Origin of the sequence: Nocardia cyriacigeorgica (genome assembly GCF_010858045.1) — a bacterium.
GTDB classification, from domain to species: Bacteria; Actinomycetota; Actinomycetes; order Mycobacteriales; family Mycobacteriaceae; genus Nocardia; species Nocardia cyriacigeorgica_E.
This window is the reverse complement of sequence record NZ_JAAGVC010000056.1, coordinates 1-22,507: the sequence shown is the minus strand read 5'-3', so window position 1 is coordinate 22,507 and position 22,507 is coordinate 1. Positions and strand designations below refer to the sequence as shown.

The 22,507-nt window shown below is 69.0% G+C and carries 17 protein-coding genes and 1 pseudogene; 10 read left to right on the top strand and 8 right to left on the bottom strand.

Translation table 11 applies throughout. The features are described from left to right. The first annotated feature begins 142 nt into the window (after positions 1-142). A complete protein-coding gene (locus tag GV790_RS26995; RefSeq protein ID WP_175586013.1) occupies positions 143-1,543 on the top strand; it encodes a glycine--tRNA ligase in 1,401 nt (466 codons plus the stop codon). 55 nt (positions 1,544-1,598) lie between these two features. Here the strand turns inward: GV790_RS26995 and GV790_RS26990 are convergent, their stop codons facing one another. Together GV790_RS26990 and GV790_RS26985 are read right to left on the bottom strand one after the other, a co-directional pair. After that, positions 1,599-1,739, bottom strand: coding sequence for a hypothetical protein (locus GV790_RS26990; protein ID WP_163817306.1), 141 nt, complete (start codon positions 1,737-1,739; stop codon positions 1,599-1,601). 164 nt (positions 1,740-1,903) lie between these two features. Then, entirely contained in the window at positions 1,904-2,512 is a 609-nt protein-coding gene (locus tag GV790_RS26985) for a TenA family protein (RefSeq protein WP_163817304.1), read from the bottom strand. A 140-nt stretch (positions 2,513-2,652) separates the two neighbouring features. On the opposite strand from GV790_RS26985, the gene GV790_RS26980 reads away from it, so the two are divergent. Then, positions 2,653-3,939, top strand: coding sequence for a phthiocerol/phthiodiolone dimycocerosyl transferase family protein (locus tag GV790_RS26980; protein WP_280212786.1), 1,287 nt, complete (start codon positions 2,653-2,655; stop codon positions 3,937-3,939). 128 nt (positions 3,940-4,067) lie between these two features. On the opposite strand, the pseudogene GV790_RS31705 reads toward GV790_RS26980, so the two are convergent. Beyond that, positions 4,068-4,414: pseudogene (locus GV790_RS31705) on the bottom strand (MerR family transcriptional regulator); the annotation flags it as partial. 47 nt (positions 4,415-4,461) lie between these two features. Next, complete coding sequence (locus tag GV790_RS26970) at positions 4,462-6,441, bottom strand: TPM domain-containing protein (protein WP_163817343.1); 1,980 nt, start codon at positions 6,439-6,441, stop codon at positions 4,462-4,464. A gap of 112 nt (positions 6,442-6,553) precedes the next feature. On the opposite strand from GV790_RS26970, the gene GV790_RS26965 reads away from it, so the two are divergent. Together GV790_RS26965 and GV790_RS26960 are read left to right on the top strand one after the other, a co-directional pair. Next, complete coding sequence (locus GV790_RS26965) at positions 6,554-7,231, top strand: MBL fold metallo-hydrolase (RefSeq protein WP_163817300.1); 678 nt, start codon at positions 6,554-6,556, stop codon at positions 7,229-7,231. A 187-nt stretch (positions 7,232-7,418) separates the two neighbouring features. Continuing rightward, on the top strand, positions 7,419-12,881 hold the full coding sequence (locus GV790_RS26960) for an ATP-binding protein (RefSeq protein ID WP_163817299.1): 5,463 nt from the start codon (positions 7,419-7,421) through the stop codon (positions 12,879-12,881). A gap of 100 nt (positions 12,882-12,981) precedes the next feature. Here the strand turns inward: GV790_RS26960 and GV790_RS26955 are convergent, their stop codons facing one another. Further along, positions 12,982-13,383 (bottom strand): ArsR/SmtB family transcription factor, encoded by a 402-nt coding sequence (locus GV790_RS26955; RefSeq protein WP_163817297.1) that lies wholly within the window; start codon positions 13,381-13,383, stop codon positions 12,982-12,984. Continuing rightward, positions 13,383-14,039: an SRPBCC family protein gene (locus GV790_RS26950; RefSeq protein WP_163817295.1), complete on the bottom strand. Its 657-nt coding sequence runs from the start codon at positions 14,037-14,039 to the stop codon at positions 13,383-13,385. Before GV790_RS26950 ends, GV790_RS26955 begins: the two co-directional genes overlap by 1 nt. A 315-nt stretch (positions 14,040-14,354) precedes the next feature. Between GV790_RS26950 and GV790_RS26945 the strand changes: the two genes are divergently transcribed. After that, on the top strand, positions 14,355-15,146 hold the full coding sequence (locus GV790_RS26945) for a DUF2382 domain-containing protein (protein WP_163817294.1): 792 nt from the start codon (positions 14,355-14,357) through the stop codon (positions 15,144-15,146). 57 nt (positions 15,147-15,203) lie between these two features. Here the strand turns inward: GV790_RS26945 and GV790_RS26940 are convergent, their stop codons facing one another. Further along, a complete protein-coding gene (locus GV790_RS26940; RefSeq protein WP_163817292.1) occupies positions 15,204-16,532 on the bottom strand; it encodes a lipase family protein in 1,329 nt (442 codons plus the stop codon). Positions 16,533-16,767: 235 nt separating this feature from the next. On the opposite strand from GV790_RS26940, the gene GV790_RS26935 reads away from it, so the two are divergent. From GV790_RS26935 to GV790_RS26915, 5 genes are all read left to right on the top strand, one after another. Then, positions 16,768-17,376 carry a TetR family transcriptional regulator gene (locus tag GV790_RS26935; protein WP_280212788.1) on the top strand — a complete coding sequence of 203 codons (609 nt, stop codon included), beginning with the start codon at positions 16,768-16,770 and terminating at the stop codon, positions 17,374-17,376. A gap of 75 nt (positions 17,377-17,451) precedes the next feature. Then, entirely contained in the window at positions 17,452-18,147 is a 696-nt protein-coding gene (locus GV790_RS26930) for a YdcF family protein (RefSeq protein ID WP_163817290.1), read from the top strand. 1 nt (position 18,148) lies between these two features. Then, complete coding sequence (locus GV790_RS26925; protein ID WP_163817287.1) at positions 18,149-19,402, top strand: deoxyguanosinetriphosphate triphosphohydrolase; 1,254 nt, start codon at positions 18,149-18,151, stop codon at positions 19,400-19,402. 139 nt (positions 19,403-19,541) lie between these two features. After that, the gene (gene dnaG / locus GV790_RS26920; RefSeq protein ID WP_163817285.1) at positions 19,542-21,470 is read left to right on the top strand and encodes a DNA primase; all 1,929 of its coding nucleotides are present in this window, start codon (positions 19,542-19,544) and stop codon (positions 21,468-21,470) included. A gap of 88 nt (positions 21,471-21,558) precedes the next feature. Continuing rightward, a complete protein-coding gene (locus GV790_RS26915) occupies positions 21,559-22,164 on the top strand; it encodes a DUF6636 domain-containing protein (RefSeq protein ID WP_256673550.1) in 606 nt (201 codons plus the stop codon). Positions 22,165-22,176: 12 nt separating this feature from the next. On the opposite strand, the gene GV790_RS26910 is transcribed toward GV790_RS26915, so the two are convergent. Further along, positions 22,177-22,422 carry a hypothetical protein gene (locus GV790_RS26910; RefSeq protein ID WP_014349793.1) on the bottom strand — a complete coding sequence of 82 codons (246 nt, stop codon included), beginning with the start codon at positions 22,420-22,422 and terminating at the stop codon, positions 22,177-22,179. Positions 22,423-22,507: the final 85 nt, after the last annotated feature.

Here is a 22,507-nt window from a genome sequence, read left to right as displayed (position 1 = left end):
AGTTGCGCATGTCAAATAGGCATGCCGTGGTGGTGCAAACCCGGTTGTGGCGGGTCGATAGGCTGTAGCCAGTCGGCAGATCCAATGTAGGCGGATCCGCCGCGTGGGCCCGATCCGGCCGCCCGATTCCGACTCGTACTGGATGGAGAATTCTCGCGTGGCACCCAAGTCGAAGGTGGACACCGTTGCCAACCTCGCCAAGCGCCGGGGTCTGGTGTACCCGTGCGGTGAGATCTACGGAGGCACCAAGTCGGCCTGGGATTACGGTCCGCTCGGCGTCGAGCTGAAGGAGAACATCAAGAAGCAGTGGTGGCGTTCCATGGTCACCAGCCGCGAAGACGTCGTCGGTCTCGACTCCTCGGTGATCCTGCCGCGTCAGGTCTGGGAAGCCTCCGGTCACGTCGCCACCTTCACCGACCCGCTGGTCGAATCGCTGCACACGCACAAGCGCTACCGGGCCGACCATCTGCTCGAGGCGTACGAGGAAAAGCACGGCCACCCGCCGGCCAACGGCCTCGCCGATATCAACGACCCCGAGACCGGCCAGCCCGGCAAGTGGACCGAGCCGCGCAATTTCTCCGGCCTGCTCAAGACCTTCCTCGGCCCGGTCGACGACGAAGAGGGCCTGCACTACCTGCGCCCGGAGACCGCGCAGGGCATCTTCGTCAACTTCGCCAACGTGATGACCACCGCGCGTAAGAAGCCGCCGTTCGGTATCGCCCAGATCGGCAAGAGCTTCCGCAACGAGATCACCCCCGGCAACTTCATCTTCCGCACCCGCGAGTTCGAGCAGATGGAGATGGAGTTCTTCGTCAAGCCGGGTGAAGACGCCGAATGGCACAAGTACTGGATCGACACCCGCTTCTCCTGGTACACCGATCTCGGAATCGACCCGGACAACCTGCGGCTGTTCGAACACCCGAAGGAAAAGCTGTCGCACTACTCGGCGGGCACCACCGATATCGAGTACCGCTTCCGCTTCCAGGGCGGCGAGTGGGGCGAGCTCGAGGGCATCGCCAACCGCACCGATTACGACCTGAAGACGCACTCCGAGCACTCCGGCACGGATCTGGTCTACTTCGATCAGAACACCAAGGAGCGCTACATCCCCTACGTCATCGAGCCCGCGGCCGGTCTGACCCGTTCGCTGATGGCGTTCCTGGTCGACGCCTACGCCGAGGACGAGGCGCCCAACGCCAAGGGCGGGGTGGATACCCGCACGGTGCTGCGGCTGGACCGCAGGCTCTCGCCGGTGAAGGCCGCGGTGCTGCCGCTCTCGCGTAACGCCGACCTGACGCCCAAGGCGAAAGATCTTGCCGCGCAGCTGCGTAAGTACTGGAACGTCGAGTTCGACGATGCCGGTGCGATCGGGCGGCGCTACCGTCGTCAGGACGAGATCGGCACCCCGTTCTGCATCACCGTCGATTTCGACACCCTCGACGACCAGGCCGTGACGATCCGTGAGCGCGACTCGATGGCGCAGGAGCGGATCGCGCTCGACCAGGTCGAGGGCTATCTGGCCAAGCACCTGCTGGGCGCCTGATTCGACCCGAAGGGCCGGTTACCGCGGTGCGGTAACCGGCCCTTGTCGTTGTCTGTCAGCCGATTCCGCTGCTGGCGCCGCTGCCGGTGGACATGGACTGGATCAGCCCCATCAGCAAGGCCAGGACTCCGCCGTCGGCGTTGCCGCCGGCCGCGCTACCGGTGTTGACGTCGGTCCTGGTGGGGTGCTTGTGCATGTGTTCTCCTCATCGTGCAGTCGAGCGGGGGGAGCTCGACGCTCCCGGTTGTGGGCAGGCGCCCGCGGGAGTGTGAGGGAGATTAGCGGCCGGAGCAAAGCGAAACGCCGCATTTTCAAAAATTGCCCCGGCCGGATCTGCCAAGGCTCCTTACCGCTCCGCACTCAGACCGGGACGTCCCAGAACGCCAGCTCGTGACGCATGCCCTCGCGGAAGAAGTGTTCGGCTGCGGATCGGTCGACGCCGGTCTCGTCGAGCATGCGGGCACAGCGGCGGGTGAGGGCCGCGAATTCGGGATCGGCGTAGGTCTCCACCCAACGGCGATAGCGTGGCTCGGCGGGCGGGTTCTGCGCGAGGATGGCGCCGAGCGTGGAATAGCCCCACATGCACGGGTAGAGCGCGGCCAGGCCTTCGCCGTAGGAGGCGGCGGCGTCCAGCAAGAACGTTGTATACGCGGCGCAGGGCTCGCCTTTGACCGCGCCGTCGAGGTCGGCGCCGAACTCCGCGGCCAGGGATCGGTGCAGTGCGAGTTCTTCGTGGTAGGTCGAATGGGCGAGATCGACCAGATCGCCCAGATGCGCCGCGGGCGCCTGCCAGGCGAGGCGACTGAACACGCGAACGTAGTCGAGCAGGTAGAGGTAGTCCTGCTCCAGCCAGGATCGGAACACCGGATCCGGCAGATCGCCCCGTGCGATTCCCGCGACCGTCGGGTGCGCCAGTTGTTCCTCGACCATCGGCCGGCCGATGTGCTCCAGATGTGCGGCAAGACTCATGCCGACAGTCTCGCCCATGCGATGGTGCGGCGGCCGCGCCGACGCCGTTCGGTGACCGGAACCCGTCGCGTTGCTGAACCGTAATGTTTTCCGGCCCCGTGGATTTGCGCGCGAACCACCTGTTGCCGCACGCTTGCGGCGTGCTGTGGGATGCGGGTGAAGTTGTGCGGTTGCTGGCGCCGTCGGAACAGCGTTTCGTCCGGCACGGCACCTATACCGGGCGATCGGTGTCGGTGGCCGGTCGGCTCGACATCCCGGCGCTCCGTGCCGCGTTCGCGACGCTGCTGAGCGCCTATCCCGTGCTGGTCTGCCGGATCGGCGTCGACGAGTACGGCCGCGGATATCTACTGCGGCCTGCGGGTTCCGCTGCGGTCCAGCCGTGGATACGCACCGGCGACCCTGCCGAGCTCACCATGCCCGCGCACCGGCTCGACCCCGCCGAGCAGTTGGCCTATCTCGACGTCGTCCGCGGATCGGGCGATCGGTCACGCGTGACGATGTATGTACACCACGGGGTTGCCGACGCCGGTCACTGCGTCGAATTGTTCGCCCGGTTCTGGGATTGCTACACCGATCGGATCATGGCCGTCCGCACCGTCGGCGGACCGTTCGCCTATCCGATGCCGCTGGAGTGGTATGCCGAACAACACGGCATCGCGCGGCGCGGGCATTCGGGCTTCGAGGACGTGGCCCGGCCGCTGCCGCCGGCGAACCCGGTGGGCGATGACGACGGGCCGGGCGAGGCGGTTCTGGTCCGGCCGCGACGGCTGCGGCTGGATCCGGCCGCCACCGCCCGCATCGTCGAACTGAGCAAGCTGCACCGGGTGACCGTCAACGCGTTGCTGACCGCAGCCCTGCTGCGGGCCTACGCCGCCACGGTCGGCGCGGGTGTTGCGATACCCCTCGGCTGCCTCTATCCGGTGGATCTGCGGGCCAGGCTCCACCCGCCGGTTCCCGCCGCGGCGGGAACCAACATGGCCGGGCTGGCCGCGTTCACCGCCGAGATCGACCGCGCCGACTGCATTGTCGAACTGGCGCAACAGATCTCGACGCGACTGCGCGCCGACCTGGAGACCGGAACCGTGCAGCAGTCGGTGCTGCATTTCCCGGATTACTTCGGCGACAACAGGATCCACTCGCTCGCCGGCCACATCGCGATCACCAACACCGGTGTCGTCCCGCATTTCCGCACCCCCGCGGACGTGCGGATCACCGACTACGAGATCGTCTACCTATCGGCGCACCCGCGCCGCTCCCTCGGCCCGTCCGCGGCCGTCACCTTCCTCGCCTACACCTTCGCCGCCCGGCTCACGGTAGCCATCCTCGGCGGCCCCGACCCGGCCCATCTCTACAACCGGGTACAAGCCGAACTCACCGCCCCGATCCGTTCGGGCGGCACACCGGCGATGAGCGGCCCGAACGGATGAATCAGACGCGGGCTATGGGCTCCTGCAATTCGGTGACCCATTCGGCGGTGTTCTCGGCATAGACCAGGGTGACCTCCCGGGTGGGGCCGCACGGGCGGTATCCGTTGTCGGCGATCCACCGCCCGAGGCATGACGCCCTCCTTCTCGATGACGCGGAGCCTCGCTTCGATCTGGACGAGCCGCGCCCGGTCGGCCGCGATCCGCTGTTCCAGTTCGGCCCGGCGCAGGATGAGCATGCCGCGCAGTTGCGCGCCGTCCACCTGCCCGTCGAGGATTCTGCCCACCTGTTCCAGCGTGAACCCGAGATCCTTCACGCGACGATGCGATTCAATCGCGCCAGCTGACCGGCCTGGTAGTAGCGGTATCCGGTGGCCGGATCGATGCGATCCGGACGCAGCAAGCCGAGCGCGTCGTAATGGCGCAGCATGCGCACCGACACCCGTCCGCGCCTGGCGAAGTCTCCGATACTCAACATGACACGTCCCGGTGTAGTGGCTCACACGGTGTGAGAGTCAAGGCAACTCAGAAGCGCCCGCCCCGGCTGACCCGCCGCGAGCCCGACGTCCCACCGAACGAGGGCGCACGGTACCCGCCGCCGTACCCGCCCCGATGCCGCCCACCGGTGACAGCACCCCGGAGCAGGCCCTCGACGAGGATGCCACCGAGAACCGCGCCGGCCTGGGCGCCCGCGGAGGGTGCGCGTCCGGCCTCCCAGGCCCGGACGCTGTTCTGGGCTTCGTGCAGGGCGCGGCCGGCGAGGTCGGCGGCCGTTCGCGCATGGGTGAGGGCGGTGGCCGGGTCGCTGTCGCGCAGGCCGGTGGCGCCGTCGAGGTGGCGTTGCGCTTCGGCGAGGCGGGTGCGGGCGGTGGCGTCGACGCCGCCGCGACGGGTGCTGATGTAGTCGGCGGCCGCGCGCACCCTGGCGTCGGCGTCGATCAGGGCTTGGTCGAGTCGGCGGCGCAGGTCCTCGGCGGCGAGTTTGCGGTCGGCGGCTCGGGCGAGGGCGCGATCGAGTTCGGCGTCGGCGGACAGCGTGCGGTGATAGGCGCCCAGCGGATCGCTGGCGGCCGCGCTCTGCGCGTCGTCGAGAATTGTCCGTGCGTTCGCGGCCGCCGAGGCGAGTTCGGGGCCGCCGTGGGCGGTGAGTTCGGCCACGGCGGCGAGATCGTTGCGCAATTCCTCCAGCGCGGCGGGCAGCCCGGCGCGGGCCTGCTCGATATTCGTCGCGGCGTGCAGGACGGCGTCGAGCAGCGTGCGGGCCTGCCCGATCGCGCCTTCCGCGGCCCGGATCGCCGCGACCGCGCCGCCCTGCTGACCGACCGGCCGGCGCAGGGCTTCGCGACCGGCGTCGATAGTGGTCTCGGCGAAGGCGATGCGCTCACGTGCCATCGCGACGTTGTCCCGGATCGAGGTGAGCACCTGCGGTGGATGAGCGGCGACGAGCCGGCTGAGTTCCTCGTCGGCGGCCGGCGCCCGCCCGGTGAGTTCGACCAGATCACGGGTCAATCCGTCCAGCCGTTCGGCCGCGTTGATGAGCAGATCGCGCATCGCGTCGAAGGCGGCGACCTGCTCATCGAGTTCGCGATCGGCTCGGCCGAGGGTGCCGATCAGCTCGAGCAGCAGGGCACGCTGCTCGTCGGGGGTTTCCGGGATGGCGTCGTCGAGTCGTTGCCGAATCGCGAACGCCTGGGCCAGCGCCGTTGTCGCCTGGTCGACGGCGGTGCGGAACGGGAGGGCGGCGGTCTCGCCGAACTCTCCGGTCGCCAACTCGAGCTCCTCCGAACTTGTGCGTACCGCATTGTCGATATCCACCAGCAGTTCCCGCGACCGGGCGTGCAAGGCGGGTAACGGCAGCGCCGCCAGCGCGGCGGCATCGGTGGGATCGATGGTGCGGGCCTGTTCGAGTTCGGCGCATTCGCGCCGGCGCCGCCGCACCCGCGTGAACGCCACCAGCGCCGCGACGGCGCACACGATCAGTGCCCCGATGATCAGCACCGGCATCAGGCCGACGCCGCCACCGGACATCGCCGAACCGAGACCGTCGGCGGCGGCCACCCCCGCGTCGGCCCAGCGGCTGTCACGCAGTGCCGGTTCGACGTCGGAGGTGAGGATGCGGTCGAGTTCGGATTCGCTGACGCCGCCGGGCAGTTCACCATCGAAGGCGTAGGCGCGATCGTCGACGGCCACCGCGAGCAGCAGATCGCGGTCGCCGAACCCGGATCGCTCGGCGGTCTGCGCGGCCCAGCTCTGCGGACTCAGCCCGGCGAAATCGCCGACGTAATTCACCCACAGCCGCACCTGGTGGTCGGTGTAGAGCCGATCGACAGCGGCCCGCACCTCGGCGGAGCCCGCCGCGCCGAGCGCATCCGCCGAATCGACCACATAGGTGTCCATCCGGGTCGGCGCCTCCGCTCGCGCGGAGCCCGGCACCGCGGGCCCGGATATCACCAGCACCCCGAGCACGACCAGCAGCGACCAGCGACCAACCCGATGCAGCGCCATGGCGTCGAATCTATCGCGCACCAGCGCCGCATCGGCCGCGGTCGGGCGCGGGTCGCGCGGTGCTCCTCGACTACCCGGGCCATCGGGATCGGCCGGGGATAGCATCGAGACCGTGGTCACCATCGACAGCACCTACACCGGTCACGTCTCCGCCGGCTCGGCCGCTCAGCAGCGCGAGGTCCCCGGCGCGCGGATCATCAAGATGTCGGTCGGCCCGATGGACAACAACAGCTACCTGGTGCAGTGCGCCACCACCGGCGACGCCCTGCTCATCGACGCGGCCAACGACGCCGACCGCCTCATCGAGCTGATCGACCAGGAGACGCCCGGCCTGGTCCGCCACATCGTCACCACCCACCGGCACCCGGACCATTGGCAGGCACTGGCGCAGGTCGCCGCCGCCACCTCGGCCGAGACCGCCGCGCACGCCCTCGACGCGACCGAGCTGCCGGTCACGCCGACCGGCACCCTCGCCGACGGCGACACCCTGACGATCGGCAGGCTGAACTTCGAGGTCATCCATCTCACCGGCCACACGCCCGGCTCGATCGCGCTCGCCCTCACCGACGGCGCCGGGCGGACCCACCTGTTCACCGGCGACTCGCTGTTCCCAGGTGGAGTCGGCAAGACCCGCAACCCGCAGGATTTCGCCACCCTCTACGCCGACGTCACCGCCAAAATCTTCGACCGCTACCCCGACGACAGCGTCGTCTATCCGGGCCACGGCGACGACACCACCCTCGGCGCCGAACGGCCGCATCTGGGGGAGTGGAAGGAGCGGGGCTGGTAGTTCGCCCCCGAACGTTCGCGGGGACGCGCACCGGTCCGTGCGGGAAAAGCCGGTCGGCGGGAAAGAAAACGGGCGGGTAACCTCCGCTCGCTGTGCACTTTCGTGGGGTGAGCGTGCACACTACGGGCCAACTGTGAAACCCCGTCCGTCGGCCGGGTCCGTGCTGAAGGGAAAGGAGTCGGCGAGAGTGTTCAGCCGCATCGCCATCGTGAACCGGGGTGAGGCCGCCATGCGCCTCATCCACGCCGTCCGAGATCTGGCCGCGGCTACCGCGCAGCCGATCGAAACCGTCGCGCTCTACACCGACGTCGACCGCAACGCCACGTTCGTGCGCGAAGCCGATATCACCTACGACCTCGGCCCCGCGTCCGCGCGTCCCTACCTCGATCTGAAGGCCCTCGAACGCGCCCTGCTGGCGACCAAGGCCGACGCCGCCTGGGTGGGCTGGGGCTTCGTCGCCGAAGACCCGGCGTTCGCCGAACTGTGCGAACAGATCGGCGTCACCTTCATCGGCCCGAGCCCGGACGCGATGCGCAAGCTCGGCGACAAGATCGGCGCGAAGCTCATCGCCGAGGAGGTCGGCGTGCCGGTCGCGCCGTGGAGCCGCGGCGCGGTCGAGTCCGTGGAAGCGGCCGTGGCGGCCGCGGCCGAGATCGGCTACCCGCTGATGCTGAAGGCCACCGCAGGCGGCGGCGGACGCGGCATCCGGAAGATCAACGACGAAGCCGAGCTCGTCGACGCCTACGAACGCACCAGCCAGGAGGCCGCGCGCGCCTTCGGCAGCGGCGTCGTCTTCCTGGAGCGCCTGGTCACCGGCGCCCGCCACGTCGAGGTCCAGGTGATCGCCGACGGTCAGGGCACCGCGTGGGCGCTTGGCGTGCGCGACTGCTCGGTGCAGCGGCGCAACCAGAAGATCATCGAGGAATCGGCCTCGCCGGTGCTGAGCCCGGAGCAGGCCGCCGACCTGAAGGCCTCGGCCGAGCGGCTCGCGGTCGCCGTCGGCTACCGCGGCGCGGCCACCGTCGAGTTCCTCTACCACCCCGGCGACCAGCTGTTCGCCTTCCTCGAGGTCAACACCCGGCTCCAGGTCGAGCACCCGATCACCGAATACACCACCGGCTTCGACCTCGTGCACGCGCAGCTGCACGTGGCCTCCGGCGGCAAGCTCGAAGGCGAGCCGCCGGCCGAACGCGGCCACGCCATCGAAGCCCGCCTCAACGCCGAAGATCCGGACCGCGATTTCGCGCCGGCCCCCGGCCGCATCGCGCTGCTCGATCTGCCGGCCGGCCCGGGCATCCGCGTCGACACCGGCGTCAGCGAGGGCGACACCATCCCGGCCGACTTCGACTCGATGATCGCCAAGATCATCGCCTACGGCCGCGACCGCGAGCAGGCGCTCGGTCGTCTGCGTCGCGCGGTCTCGCAGACCCGCGTCATCATCGAGGGTGGCGCCACCAACAAGAGCTTCGTGCTCGACCTGCTCGATCAGCCCGAGGTGATCGACGCCAGCGCCGACACCGGCTGGATCGACCGGGTGCGCGGCGAGGGCAGGCTGGTCTCGCAGCGGCACTCCGCCGTCGCGCTGGCGGCCGCCGCGATCGAGGCCTATGAGGAAGAAGAGCGCGCCGAGCGGCACCGGCTGCTGTCCACCGCCTCCGGTGGACGTCCGCAGGTGCAGCACGAGAGCGGCAGGCCGCTCGATCTCAAGCTGCGCGGCGTCGGCTACCGGGTGCGGGTGGCGCGCATCGGTGCGCACCGGTTCCGCATCGGCATCGAGGCCGGCAGCGAGATCCGCACCGCCGACGTCGACCTCGAACGCTTCGACCAGCACACCGGGCAGATCGTCGTCAACGGCATCCGCTACCGCCTGGTCACCGGCACCCACGGTCCGGTCCACCTGGTCGACGTCGACGGGGTGACCCACCGGGTCAGCCGCGATGAGGGCGGCGTCGTCCGTTCACCCGCGCCGGCGCTCGTCGTCGCGACGCCACTGCAGGTCGGCGACGAGGTCGAGGCCGGTGCTCCGGTGCTGGTGCTGGAGAGCATGAAGATGGAAACGGTGCTGCGCGCGCCGTTCCGGGCTCGGCTCAAGGAATGCTCGGTCTCGGTGGGCACCCAGGTGGAGGCCGGTGCGCCCATGTTGCGGCTGGAACCGCTGGCCGACGACGCCGAGGCCGCCGACACCACCGCGAACGAGCCGGTGGAGCTGGACCTGCCGGCCAGCCGGGCCGGCACCCAGCCGCACGAGCGGCTGGCGCGTGGCCAGCAGGACATGCGCAGCCTGCTGCTCGGCTTCGACGTCGATCCGCACGACGACCGCCGCGTCGTCCAGGACTATCTGGCCGCGCGCCGGGAAGCCATCGCCGACAACCGCAGGCCGCTCGCCGAGGAGCTCGAGCTGATCGAGGTGTTCGCCGACCTCGCCGAGCTGAGCCACAACCGCACCTGGGGCGATGACGGCGGCCACGCGCACGTGCACAGCGCCCGCGAGTACTTCCACACCTATCTGCAGAGCCTGGACGTGGAGCGGGCCGGGCTGCCGGAGTCCTACCGCGCCAAGCTGGCCCGCGCGCTCGGCCACTACGGCGTCACCGAGCTGGACCGCACGCCCGAACTCGAGGCCGCGGTGTTCCGCATCTTCCTCGCCCAGCAGCGTCCGTCCGACACCGTCATGGTGATCACCACCCTGCTGCGCGAATGGCTCGGCGAGCCGGTGCCGGACGCGGCGCTGCGCGAGCCGGTGGGTCTGGCGCTGGAGCGGCTGGTGGCGGCGACGCAGGTGCGTTTCCCGGTGATCGCCGACCTCACCCGCGGCCTGGTCTACGCCTGGTACGGCCAGCCGCTGCTTCGCCGCAACCGCGCCCGCGTCTACGCCAATGTGCGTAAGCACCTGAGCTACCTGGACGCTCACCCCACCGCGCCCGACCGCGGCGAGCGGATGGCCGAGATGGTGCGCAGCACCGAACCGCTCGTGCGGCTGCTCGGGCAGCGGCTCGAGCGGGGCAGCGCCGACAACACGGTGATGCTCGAGGTGCTGACCCGGCGCTACTACGGCAACAAGGATCTGCTCGACGTCCGCACCCACGAGTCGGGCGATTGCACCTTCGTGGTCGCCGAGCGTCGCGGCCTGACGCTGGTCTCGGCAGCGGTGAGTTTCGGCGCCCTCGACGGTGTGCTGCGTGGTCTCGCCGATCTCGCCACCGGCGCCGCGTCCATCGAGGCCGATATCTACCTGTCCTGGGAGCGGCAGCCCGAGGACTTCGACGAGATGGCCGCCGCGCTGCAGGAGGTGCTCAGCGCGCATCCGCTGCCCAACCAGGTGCACCGCATCACGGCCACCGTCGCGGGCAGTGGCGGCGCGGTGATGCACCACCACTTCACCTTCCGGCCGTCCGCGACCGGTCTGGCCGAGGAACGGCTGATCCGTGGCCTGCATCCGTACATCGCGGAGCGGATGCAGATGAAGCGGCTGCGCAAGTTCGACCTGACCCGCCTGCCGTCCTCCGACGAAGAGGTGTACCTGTTCCGCTGCGTGGCGAAGGAGAACCCCTCCGACGAGCGGCTCATCGCCTTCACCCAGGTCCGTGACCTGGCGGCGCTGCGCGAACACGACGGCAGGCTGCTCGCCCTGCCGACGGCCGAGAGCACGCTCGCCGCCTGCGTCGACGGCATCCGGCGGGCGCAATCGCTGCGGGGCTCCGGCAATCGCCTGCACACCAACCGCATCGTGATGTACATCTGGCCGCCGCTGGACCTCACCCAGGCCGAGCTGCAGACCATCGTCGAGCGCGTGGAACCGACGACCTTCGGCGCCGGGCTGGAGGAGATCCTGCTCATCGCCCGCAAGCCCGACCCGGAGACCGGCGAGCTGGTCAAGATCGTCGTGCGGATCGGTTTCGATGCACCCGGCTGGACCAAGGTGACCGTCGGCGAACGCACCGACGACCCGGTGGAGCCGATCGACGAGTACCGGCAGAAGGTGCTGCGCGCCGCCAGCCGCAACACCGTCTACCCGTACGAGCTCACCGGCCTGCTCGGTGACTTCGTCGAATACGACCTCGACGACAACCACGCCCTGGTTCCGGTCGACCGGCCCAAGGGCCGCAACAAGGCCGCGATCGTCGCCGGTGTGGTCACCGCGCCGACCGAGCGGCATCCGCAGGGCGTCACCCGGGTGGTGCTGCTCGGCGATCCGACCAAATCGCTGGGCGCGCTGTCGGAGCCGGAATGCCGCCGGGTGATCGCCGCCCTGGATCTGGCCGAACAGATGCAGGTGCCGCTGGAGTGGTACGCGCTGTCCTCGGGTGCCCGGATCTCGATGACCTCCGGTACCGAGAACATGGACTGGGTGGCGGCGGCGCTCAAGCGCATCGTCGAGTTCACCCAGGACGGCGGTGAGATCAATATCGTCGTCGCCGGCATCAATGTCGGTGCGCAGCCGTACTGGAACGCCGAGGCGACGATGCTCATGCACACCAAGGGCATCCTGGTGATGACGCCGGATTCGGCGATGGTGCTCACCGGCAAGCAGGCGCTGGACTTCTCCGGCGGTGTGTCGGCCGAGGACAACTTCGGTATCGGCGGTTACGACCGGGTGATGGGTCCCAACGGTCAGGCGCAGTACTGGGCGCCGAACCTGGCCGCGGCACAGGAGATCCTGATGTCGCACTACGACCACACCTACATCGCACCGGGTGAGCAGGCGCCGCGGCGGGCGCAGACCACCGATCCCTTCGATCGCGACGTCTCCGGCTTCCCGCACCGGATGGCCGACAGCGATTTCACCACCGTCGGTGAGATCTTCTCCGCCACCGCCAACCCGGATCGCAAGAAGCCCTTCGATATCCGCACGGTCATGCGGGCCCTGTCCGACCAGGACCACCCGGTGCTCGAGCGCTGGGCAGGCATGGCCGACGCGGAGACGGCGGTCGTGCAGGACGCGCATCTGGGCGGAATCCCGGTGTGTCTGCTCGGCATCGAGTCGCGCGGCATCCCGCGGCGCGGGTTCCCGTCCACCGACGGCCCCGACACCTACACCGCGGGCACGCTGTTCCCGCGGTCGTCGAAGAAGGCCGCCCGAGCGATCAACGCGGCCAGCGGCAATCGCCCGCTGGTGGTGCTGGCGAACCTGTCCGGCTTCGACGGTTCACCGGAGTCGATGCGCAAACTGCAGCTGGAGTACGGCGCCGAGATCGGTCGCGCGATCGTCAACTTCCGTGGGCCGATCGTGTTCTGCGTGATCTCGCGCTATCACGGCGGCGCATTCGTGGTGTTCTCCAAGGCGCTCAACCCGAATATGACGGTGCTGGCGCTGGAGGGCTCGTTCGCCTCGGTGCTCGGTGGCGCACCCGCCGCCGCGGCCGTGTTCTCCGGTGAGGTGAACGCGCGCACCGCGGCCGACCCGCGGATCCAGGATCTGGAGACGCGCGCCGCCAACGCCGCGGGCACCGACCGTGCCGAGCTGACCGCCGAACTCGATGAGCTCCGGTCCTCGGTGCGGGCGGAGAAACTCGGCGATGTGGCAGCGGAGTTCGACAAGGTGCACAACATCCACCGGGCCGTCGAGGTGGGTTCGGTGGACGCGGTGATCCGTGCCGCCGAACTGCGCCCGCGCATCATCGAGGCGATCGAGGCGCGCCTCGGGAGCTGATCCGGCCGGCCGCTGATCCGCGGCCGGGGCTGAACGGATGAACGGTGGTCGGGCTGGCATAGCCCGACCACCGTCGTCGTTTCGCGCGCGACGGCCGGACTCACGCAGGCCGGGTTGCGCGCCCGGCCGAATCGTCCGCGCGAGCGGTCCCGCTTCGCCGTGCCCGTTTCCCGCGCGCCACCTCGGTGGCCAGCGCATCGAGCGGTTGGGCGAACTGCGCCAGTGGGTCGGCCAGCCCGGCCAGCCACGCCTTGGCCACCTCAACACCCGCCGGATCCACCGCGTACAGCCTGCGGTTGCCCTCGGCTCGCACGGTGACCAGCCCGGCATCGCGCAGCACCTTCAGATGCTGGGAGACGCCGGGCTGGGAGATGGCGGTGTGCTCCTGGACGGCGGCGACGACCGTGCCTGCCGGCTGTTCACCGCCCGCCACGAGTTCGAGGATCCGGCGCCGCATCGGGTCGCCGAGCGCCTCGAAGATCTTTTCCGCGGCCGAGCTCATCAGGATTCGGGGTTCTCCTCGGGCTCCACCGTGTAGAAGGTGATGGTCTGCTCGGCGGCCGCGCGCGCCTCGGCCGGATCGTCACCGCCGGCAACGGCGGCCTCGGCCCAGCCGGTCGCGGCGGTGCGGACGAATTCCGTGCCCTCCGGCGTGGTCGGAAACGCCAGGCCTTCGGCCGGATCGACCGCCGCTCCCGTGGACAGATGCAGGCCGAGCGCCATCAGCAGCAGATCCCAGCCCACCCCGACCGCGCCGGGCCCGTACTGCTTCCACATCTCCGGATCGACCGGTGCCTCGTGCGTCAATTGCAGCAGTGTGCCTGCGTCGGTGGCGGCGAGGCTGACCTGCACCCACGACACCTGCGGACCCATCTCCCAGGTCAGCGTGAAGGACTCCGGCTCGTCGCACCGTTCGACCACGCCACCGGCATGCCCCTCCAGCTGATACCGGCCGCCGACCTTCAACTCCCCGGTCACCGGCAGAAACCACCGTGGGATCCGCTCCGCGTTGGTCAGCGCGTCCCAGAGATCCTCCCGGTCGGTGGGGTAGCTCCGGCGCGCGATGGCGATCTTGGTCGGTTCGCCGTCCCGTTCGCCGTTTCGAACCTCGCGTACTACGAGCCCGGCGACGGCAACCGGATCAGTGAGCAATGGCATCGCAACAACCTCCTTGTATAAGTTTGAGCTTATGCTACCCCGGCTGTCCGCCCGCGTCACCCACCCGCGGAAAAATGATGCCGCTGGTGTTTGTGTCCGCAGATGCCGGGTAGTAGCCACGGTGTAGCTGATCGATGGCTTCACGGCATCGGCTACGGATGGAGACCGCTGAACTCGGTGATGTCTCACGCATCGAGTCGGACCGACCGGCTCGATCGATGTATCGGCACCGACGTGCCGATAGGACAGACTCGCGGCGTAAGGCCGCATACCCGGCCCGTCGTCGCTCCTTCGCTGCACAACGAGGAGGAAGACATGGCTCAACAAGTGGAAGATCTGATCGGTGATGTCGTCTACGACCCCGGCGGCGACAAGATCGGCAAAGTCAAGCGCGTCTACGTCGACAACAGCTCGGGTCAGCCGACCTGGGCAGCGGTGAGCACAGGCCTGTTCCGAGACGATTCACTCGTGCCTCTCGCCGGCGCTCGCGTCCGGGAGGATTCCGACGAGGTGCAGGTGAGCGTCGGAAAAGAGGCGGTGAAATCAGCGCCGCACCTCGAGCGTGACGGACTGATCACCCCGGAAGCGGAATCGGAGCTGTTCGTCCACTACGGCATCGACCCCGGCCATGCCGGATGGGAAGAGTACGGCAGGCACGCCGCACCCGCCGGTGGCGCGGCCGGGATGACGGGGACCGAGCAGCAGGTGGGCGGGCGCACCGGCCGTACCGACAGCGACGAGGCCATGGTGCGTTCGGAGGAACGCCTGGATGTCGACACCGAGCGGCAGGCGACCGGCAAGGCCCGGCTGCGCAAGTACGTGGTGACCGAGGAGCAGTCCATCACCGTGCCGACGACGCATGAGGAGGTCAGGGTCGAACGTGAACCGATCACCGACCCGTCCGCCGTTACCGGCGATATCGCCGAAGACGAGCGCGAGGTGACGCTGCACGAAGACCGCGTGACGGCGCACAAGGAATCGGTACCGGTCGAGCAGGTCCGGCTGGCGGTGGACGAGGTTCCCGAGGAGCAGACGGTCTCCGACACCGTCCGCAAGGAACGCATCGACACCGAAGGGGTCGACCCGCAGGAGCGGCGTCGCCGCTGACTCCGGCGTCGACCGGCTCGGATGAGGCCCGGGGCATGCCGCCCCGGGCCTCTCGGCTCAGTCGAACGTGCAGCCGGACAACGGTTTACCGGCGAGGCGGTCGAGCAGATAGGTGATCGCGTTATCGGTGCCGAAGCCGTCGATGATCTCGGGCCCGAAGTGGTTGCCGAATGTGGTGCCGGGGGCGATCGGCGGGAGTTCGTTGGTGCGGAAGGTCACCGTCGCGCCCTTGTCGCACCAGTCCTGCGCCAGTTGGCGGCCCTGCCCGTAGGGCACGGTGTCGTCGTTGCGGCCGTGCGTGATGAACACCGGGCTGGTGGGGGTGAGGCTGCCGATGCGCTGCTCGCGCAGGATCTGGGCAGCGGCGGGGAGTTCGCGCAGATGGTCGAACAGCGGCCTGCCGTCGACGGTCATATCGCTGGTCCGCGTGAACGGGTGCTTGGCGATGATGTCGGCGATGCATTCGGTGCGCACGCTGTCGAGCAGGGCGCGACCGCTCGGGGTGGTGAGTTCGTCGACGATCCTGCGCAGTTCTGGGTAGCGGTCGGTGAAACCGTTGATCGCGAAGCCGATGGCGGCGCCGATCAGATTGCCGTCGATCTGGCCGACCACCTGCATCAGGTCGGCGGTCGGAGCACCGGCCCATGTGCCCTTCAGGTTCAGCTCGGGCGCATAGCTCGGCTGCATCTCCGCCGCGGCCGCTGCCGCTCCGCCGCCCTGTGAGTAGCCCCAGATGGCAAGGGGTGTACGGGATCCACTGCCGGCGAGGGTGTTGGCGGCACGGGCGGCATCGAGCACGGCGTGCGCCTGTTCGATCCGGTTGGCGTAGGTGTGCACGCCCGGCGTGCCGAGCCCGATGTAATCGGTGACGAACACGCGCGCGCCGAGTGCGTTCCACGCCGCGGCCGACTGCGATTCCTGATTCGCCGACAGCGACAGCGGTTCGGTGCTGACATGCATGCCGGTGCTGAAGGCCAGCGACAGCGCGCATTGATCGCCCTGGCCGACGGTGCCCGGTGCGATGACGACGGTCGGACGTTCGCCCGCGCCGCGCCACGGCTGCGTCGCGTCGATGAAGGTGCCGGTGACGGCTACCGGGACGTCGTGCTGGGTGCGCGAGCTGAACATCACTCGCTGCGCCTGCACCGGCCAGCCCTCGGTGCCCGGAGCCATCATGAACAGCGGCATGGGCTCGGTCTTGACGATCGCGCCACTCTCGGCGGGCAGATCGGCCGGTGGCGTGTAGAACTCGGGGACGGCGCCGGCCGCTGCGGCGGTGTACAGGCCCGCCGCAGCGCTCAGGCAGGCGATCGCACCGGCGGCGAGTGCCCGCCGGATGCGTCCGTGCCGTCTGCGTGGGTGCGGGCCGTGGTGCTGTGGCTGCATGGATCTTCTTTCTGAGGCCAGGCGCCCTCGGCTGCCTGTGCGATAGCCCGGTGGATCGCGGGCGGCGTCGCGGATTTCGGCGAGTTGTGGGCCGTCCCCCCGGCGACGCGTGGTCGGTCGCCGCCCGCATCCGCCCATGTGGCGGGGCTCGGATGTGAAGCGGCTCACGAGAGGGTAACACGGTTACCCACTGCTGGTAACCCCGTTACCGACGCTCCGGGTTACTGTCACCAAGGTGGGTAGCGGGCGAGAATCCGAGATATCGGCACAGATCATCGCGGTCGTGCTCGACGTGCTCGAGTCCGACGGCTACGACGCGGTCCAACTCAGGCTCATCGCCCGTCGCGCGCATGTTTCCCTCGCGACCGTCTACAAGCTCTTCCCGACCCGTGACGAGTTGATCGTCTCCGCGGTCGAGCAGTGGATGGCCGACAACACCTATTCGGACATGGCGCCGCTGCCCGCGGACGTCACCGTTCGCGACGGCCTGACGATGGTGCTGCGCACGGTCTTCGAGCCGTGGGAGCGCAATCCCAGAATGCTCGAGGCCTACCACCGCGCCCGCCTCGGCCCCGGCGGGCAGCGTCTCGATACTCAGGGCTTCAACGCGGTCCTCCCGGTCGCGCTCGGCCTGCTCAGCGATCTGGACCCGATCTACGCCGAGGACGTGGCGTTGATCATGACCAATATGACGCTGGCACTGATCGGCGCGTTCGCCATCGGCTCGATCGAGATCACCGACATCCTGCCCACCCTCGAACGCACCATCTACCGGCTGACCGCCGACAACGAAAGCGCGGCACTCGGCCGCACCTCCACGGCACGACCTGGCGAGCGCACCTGAGCCGAGATCAGTAACGATTCGATGGAGAACCTTCGCCCGGATGGAACAGCACAACCCAGCTGGCAAACTCGAGGAGTGAATTCGGCACCACTGCGCACACGGACGGGCACTGTCACCGAACCCGCGGTGGCGCGGGGAGTAGGAGCGGGCATGCTGCGATGGGGGTGGCGGCTGGTCGCGGGGGTGGTGCTGGTGGGAACGGTGCTGGTGTTCGGCACGGCGTTCCGGGTGTGGCAGGTGGCGCGGATCGACGATTACCGCAAGGCCGACGCGATCGTGGTGCTCGGCGCCGCGCAGTATTCCGGCACGCCGTCGTCGGTGTTCGAGGCCAGGCTCGATCAGGCCTACGACCTGTTCGAGGCCGGGGTCGCGCCGCGAGTGATCACCGTCGGCGGAAAGCAAGAGGGGGATCTGTATACCGAGGCCGCCTCGGGGAAGAACTATCTGATGGACCGAGGCATACCCGCCGACCGGATCCTCGCCGTGGAGACCGGATCGGACACCCTGCGCAGCGTCGAAGCCGTCGCCACGGCCATGCGCGCCCGCGACATGTCCTCGGCGGTGCTCGTCAGCGATCCGTGGCATTCGCTGCGCACCCGCACCATGGCGCGCGACGCGGGCCTGGACGCCTGGACCGCACCCACCCGTACCGGTCCCGCCGTCTACACCAGGGAATCGCAGGCGCACGGCATCTTCCGGGAGACATTCGCGCTGCTGTGGTATCAGCTCACCCACTTCTCCGCCGACTTCAGCTACACCGCGGGGCAATGAGATGAGCGCCGACGGTTACAGCGCGCACGACCGCGAACGCCTGGTCCTGGAGGGCCCGAAAACCGCCGGGCTCACCAGCGACAGCAACGGCCATCGCAGCGATTTCTCCCGCGACCGCGCCCGCGTGCTGCATTCGGCCGCCTTGCGCAGACTGGCCGACAAAACCCAGGTCATGGGCCCGCGCGACGGCGACACCCCGCGTACTCGGCTCACCCATTCGATCGAGGTCGCCCAGATCGGCCGCGGCATCGCCGACGGACTCGGCTGCGATCCCGATCTGGTCGATCTGGCCGGACTCGCCCACGACATCGGCCATCCGCCCTACGGCCACAACGGCGAGCAGGCTCTCGACATCTGGGCCGACCGATACGGCGGTTTCGAGGGCAACGCCCAGAATCTGCGCATCCTCACCCGGCTCGAACCCAAGGTGCTGGAGGCCGACGGCACCAGCGCTGGCCTCAACCTGACCCGAGCCGCTCTCGACGCCGCCATCAAGTACCCGTGGCAGCGCGCCGGTTCCGGCACCAAGTTCGGCGCCTACGACATCGACGCCGACCGGCTGGCCTGGGTGCGCAAGGGTGCGCCGCCGCGCAGGCAGGCCCTGGAATGCCAGATCATGGACTGGTCCGACGACGTCGCCTATTCGGTGCACGACGTCGAGGACGGCATCATCGCCGGGCGCATCGACCTGCGCGCCCTGGCCGATCGTGTCGAGCAACGCGCACTCGCGGAGATGGGGCATGTGCACCATCGGTCGCTGTCGGTCGACGATCTGGTCGCCGCCGCCCAGCGGTTGTCGGAGCTGCCGGTGGTGCGCCGGGTGTTCACCTATGACGGCTCGCTCACCGATTCGGTCGCCTTGAAGCGGTTGACCAGTGAACTCGTCGGGCGGTTCGCCACCGCGGCGGTGGTCGACACCCGCCGGGTCGCCGGGCCGGGCCCGCTCACCCGATATGCCGCTGACCTGGAGATATCGCCGATCGTGGCCGCCGAGGTCGCCATCCTCAAAACGGTGGCGCTGCGCTACGTCATGTCCGATCCGGATCACAAACTGCGTCAGGCCGCCCAGCGCGACCGCATCACCGCCGTCGCCGAGAGCCTGCTGGCGGCCGCGCCCACCGGTCTCGACCCGCTGCTGCTGCCGTGGTGGGACGCCGCCGCCGACGACACCGCACGGGTGCGGGTGATCGTCGACCAGATCGCGTCCTATACCGAGAGCCGGTTGGAACGGATCGCCGCGCGGCTCGCGCACTGATCGCGGTCGTACCCTGCTCGGTGGGCGTCCGCGCGCACAGCTCGACCGGTGCGTAGCACCGATCACGTCCGCCCGAGGCCGGCTCCTGGCAGCGACGGCTCCGCGGCCCGCGTCCGGCGCCGCCCGCTAGACTTCAACAGTGCCCGGACGAATCCCAGATCGCGATATCGCTGCGATACGCGAACGCGTCCGGATCGAGGACGTGGTGGGGGAGTACGTCGCGCTGAAGCGGGGCGGCGCCGACTCCATGAAGGGCCTGTGCCCGTTCCACGACGAGAAATCACCGTCGTTCCATGTGCGGCCGAATCACGGCCTGTTCCACTGCTTCGGTTGCGGTGAGGGCGGCGACGTCTACGCCTTCATCCAGAAGATCGAGCACGTCGGTTTCGTCGAGGCCGTCGAGCAGCTCGCCGACAAGGTCGGCTACCAGATCAATTACGAAGGTGGCGGCACCTCGGTCCAGCGCGACCGCGGCACCCGCGCCCGGCTGGTCGCCGCCAACGCCGCGGCCCACGAGTTCTACATGGCCAGGCTGCGCGAACCCGAAGCCGAAGCGGCCCGCGCCTACCTCACCGAACGCAACTTCGACGCGGCCGCGGCCGCCCAATTCGGTTGCGGTTACGCTCCCGCGGGCTGGGACACCCTCACCAAGTACCTGATGCGCAAAGGCTTCGAGTTCAAAGAACTCGAAGCGGCCGGCCTGTCCAGGGAAGGGCGGCGCGGTCCGATCGATCGGTTCCACCGTCGCTTGCTGTGGCCGATCCGCAACCTGGCGGGCGAGGTCATCGGCTTCGGCGCCCGCAAACTCTTCGACGACGACACCATGCCGGGCAAGTACGTCAACACGCCGGAAACGGTGCTGTACAAGAAATCTCAGGTGCTGTTCGGGCTCGATCACGCCAAGCGTGAGATCGCCAAGGGGCATCAGGCGGTGGTCGTCGAGGGCTACACCGACGTCATGGCCATGCACCTTGCGGGTGTGAAAACCGCTGTCGCGGCGTGCGGTACGGCCTTCGGCGACGATCACCTGGCCATCCTGCGTCGGCTGCTGATGGACGACAACTTCTGGCGCGGCGAGATCATCTTCACCTTCGACGGTGACGCGGCGGGCCAGGCGGCGGCGCTCAAGGCCTTCCTCAACGATCAGAAGGTGGCTGCCCAGATCTACGTCGCCACCACACCCGACGGCCAGGATCCGTGTGAGCTGCGTCAGCATTCCGGCGACGCCGCCCTGCGCGATGTGGTGGCCAAACGTCGCCTGCTGTTCGAATTCGCCCTCGACAGCGAGATCGAGAAGCGCAAAGATCCACGCATCAACGACCTCACCCGCGACGGCCAGGTCGAGGTGTTGCGTTGGGGCGTGCCGCTGGTGGCACAGATCAAAGACCACGGCAGGCGCAAGCGCTACGCCACCGACCTGGCCGACCGCACCGGCTGGCTGGACGTGCAGACCGTCTACCGCCGCGTCGAAGAAGAAGCCAAACGGCTGCGCACCGGGGGCACGGCCACCGGTGCGGCGCGTCGCCCGCGTGCGCAGAACGGCACCGATGCCCCGGTGGCACGGCCGAATCCGACCGATCCGACGCTGCTTCCGCAACGCCAGGCGCTCGCGGCCGGGCTGCAATACCCGTCCATCGCCGGCCCGTCGTTCGACGCATTGGAAACCGAGGCCTTCACCCACCCCGCCTACGTGCACATCCGCACCCTGATCGCCGAAGCCGGCGGCACAGCGGCCGGCCTCGTCGGTGCCGAGTGGGTCGGCGCGGTCTCCGACCGCACCGACGACCTCACCGTGCGCGCACTGATCTCGGAACTGGCGAGCGAACCGCTCCCGGTGAAGTCGGCCGACGACATCCCGCGCTTCGTCACCGGTGTTCTGGCCCGCGCCCAGGAAGGTCTGGTCGGCCGCCAGATCGCCGAACTGAAATCGAAACTGCACCGGGTGTCGTCCACCGAACAATCCGAGGCCTATCTGGCGTTGTTCGGTGATCTGGTGGCGCTCGAGCAGTACCGCAAGAGCCTGCTCGAGCAGGCCATGGGCAATTCCGACGACTTCGCCCCGCACTGAGCCGGGCTCGGCGGCGCCGTAACGAATCCGGGCGGCCCCATGATCCACCGGTTAGTCGGGTTCGGCAGCAACGGTGGGAGGCGTGGCCATGAGACGAGCGTTGTTCGCGGGCCTGGCGGTGTGTGTGGCCATCGGTCTGTCGGGTTGTGGTGCGGACAGCTCCACGACGTCATCGGTATCGAGTGCCTCGGTTACCGATCGGCCGATCACCGCCGGCACACTGGAACCCGCCCCGCCGTCCGGCGAACAGGCCGGCAGCGAGACCACCCTGCCCTCCCGCGACGACGCCACCGTCGACGCGCGCGACTTCCAGCAGGGCAATTACTACTATTTCCAGTCGCCGACCGGAAACATCATGTGCGGCTTCATCAATGAAGGTGAACTCGGTACCGGTTGCCAGCTCGGCACGACCGCAGTGGTGCCCCCGGAGCTGGCCGATTGCGATACCAGCCGCGCCGACCGCGCTGTGGCAGCGCAGGTCCTCGGCGGCGCGGCCCGGTTCATGTGCGTGAATCAGGGCTTCTTCGTCGGTTCACCCACCGACGGCTCGCGCAAGGGCGGCGGGAACGTGCTCGAGTACGGGGAGACGATCATCGTCCGCGGCACCGCCTGCACGTCGATGCCGACGGGCGTCCGCTGCGATCAGGCCGGGCACGGCTTCATGATCGCCGCGGATCGGCAGTACCTGTTCTGACGGGTCGCCTCTTCAGCGCCGCAGCTGATCGTGCGGCACCAGCACGGTGGTGCGCTCGTCGATCGGCTCCATCGGTTCCAGCGCCGGCCGAGTGCTGAGTTTGTCCGACAGTTTCTGCCTGCTCACCTGGACGAGCTTGCGGGTGACCGGGCTCCCCGTGACCGCGCGAGTAGCCGCGCTGATCTGCTCATAGCGCGCCCGCCCGGCCTTGCTGCCGAGCACATACCCGGCCGCGATGCCGATCATCAACCGCAGCATCTGTTCGAGCTCCTCCCGTTCGCCTGTCCGCGGCCTACATCCTGCCCGAAGCCCACCACCCCTGTCGATCCGCCCACCCCCCAGA

Coding starts and splice junctions, on each gene's coding strand:
- GV790_RS26995 (WP_175586013.1), top strand. CDS start 143: ATGGAGAATTCTCGCGTGGCACCCAAGTCGAAGGTGGACACCGTTGCC.
- GV790_RS26990 (WP_163817306.1), bottom strand. CDS start 1,739: ATGCACAAGCACCCCACCAGGACCGACGTCAACACCGGTAGCGCGGCC.
- GV790_RS26985 (WP_163817304.1), bottom strand. CDS start 2,512: ATGAGTCTTGCCGCACATCTGGAGCACATCGGCCGGCCGATGGTCGAG.
- GV790_RS26970 (WP_163817343.1), bottom strand. CDS start 6,441: ATGGCGCTGCATCGGGTTGGTCGCTGGTCGCTGCTGGTCGTGCTCGGG.
- GV790_RS26955 (WP_163817297.1), bottom strand. CDS start 13,383: ATGAGCTCGGCCGCGGAAAAGATCTTCGAGGCGCTCGGCGACCCGATG.
- GV790_RS26950 (WP_163817295.1), bottom strand. CDS start 14,039: ATGCCATTGCTCACTGATCCGGTTGCCGTCGCCGGGCTCGTAGTACGC.
- GV790_RS26945 (WP_163817294.1), top strand. CDS start 14,355: ATGGCTCAACAAGTGGAAGATCTGATCGGTGATGTCGTCTACGACCCC.
- GV790_RS26940 (WP_163817292.1), bottom strand. CDS start 16,532: ATGCAGCCACAGCACCACGGCCCGCACCCACGCAGACGGCACGGACGC.
- GV790_RS26925 (WP_163817287.1), top strand. CDS start 18,149: ATGAGCGCCGACGGTTACAGCGCGCACGACCGCGAACGCCTGGTCCTG.
- GV790_RS26915 (WP_256673550.1), top strand. CDS start 21,559: ATGAGACGAGCGTTGTTCGCGGGCCTGGCGGTGTGTGTGGCCATCGGT.
- GV790_RS26910 (WP_014349793.1), bottom strand. CDS start 22,422: ATGCTGCGGTTGATGATCGGCATCGCGGCCGGGTATGTGCTCGGCAGC.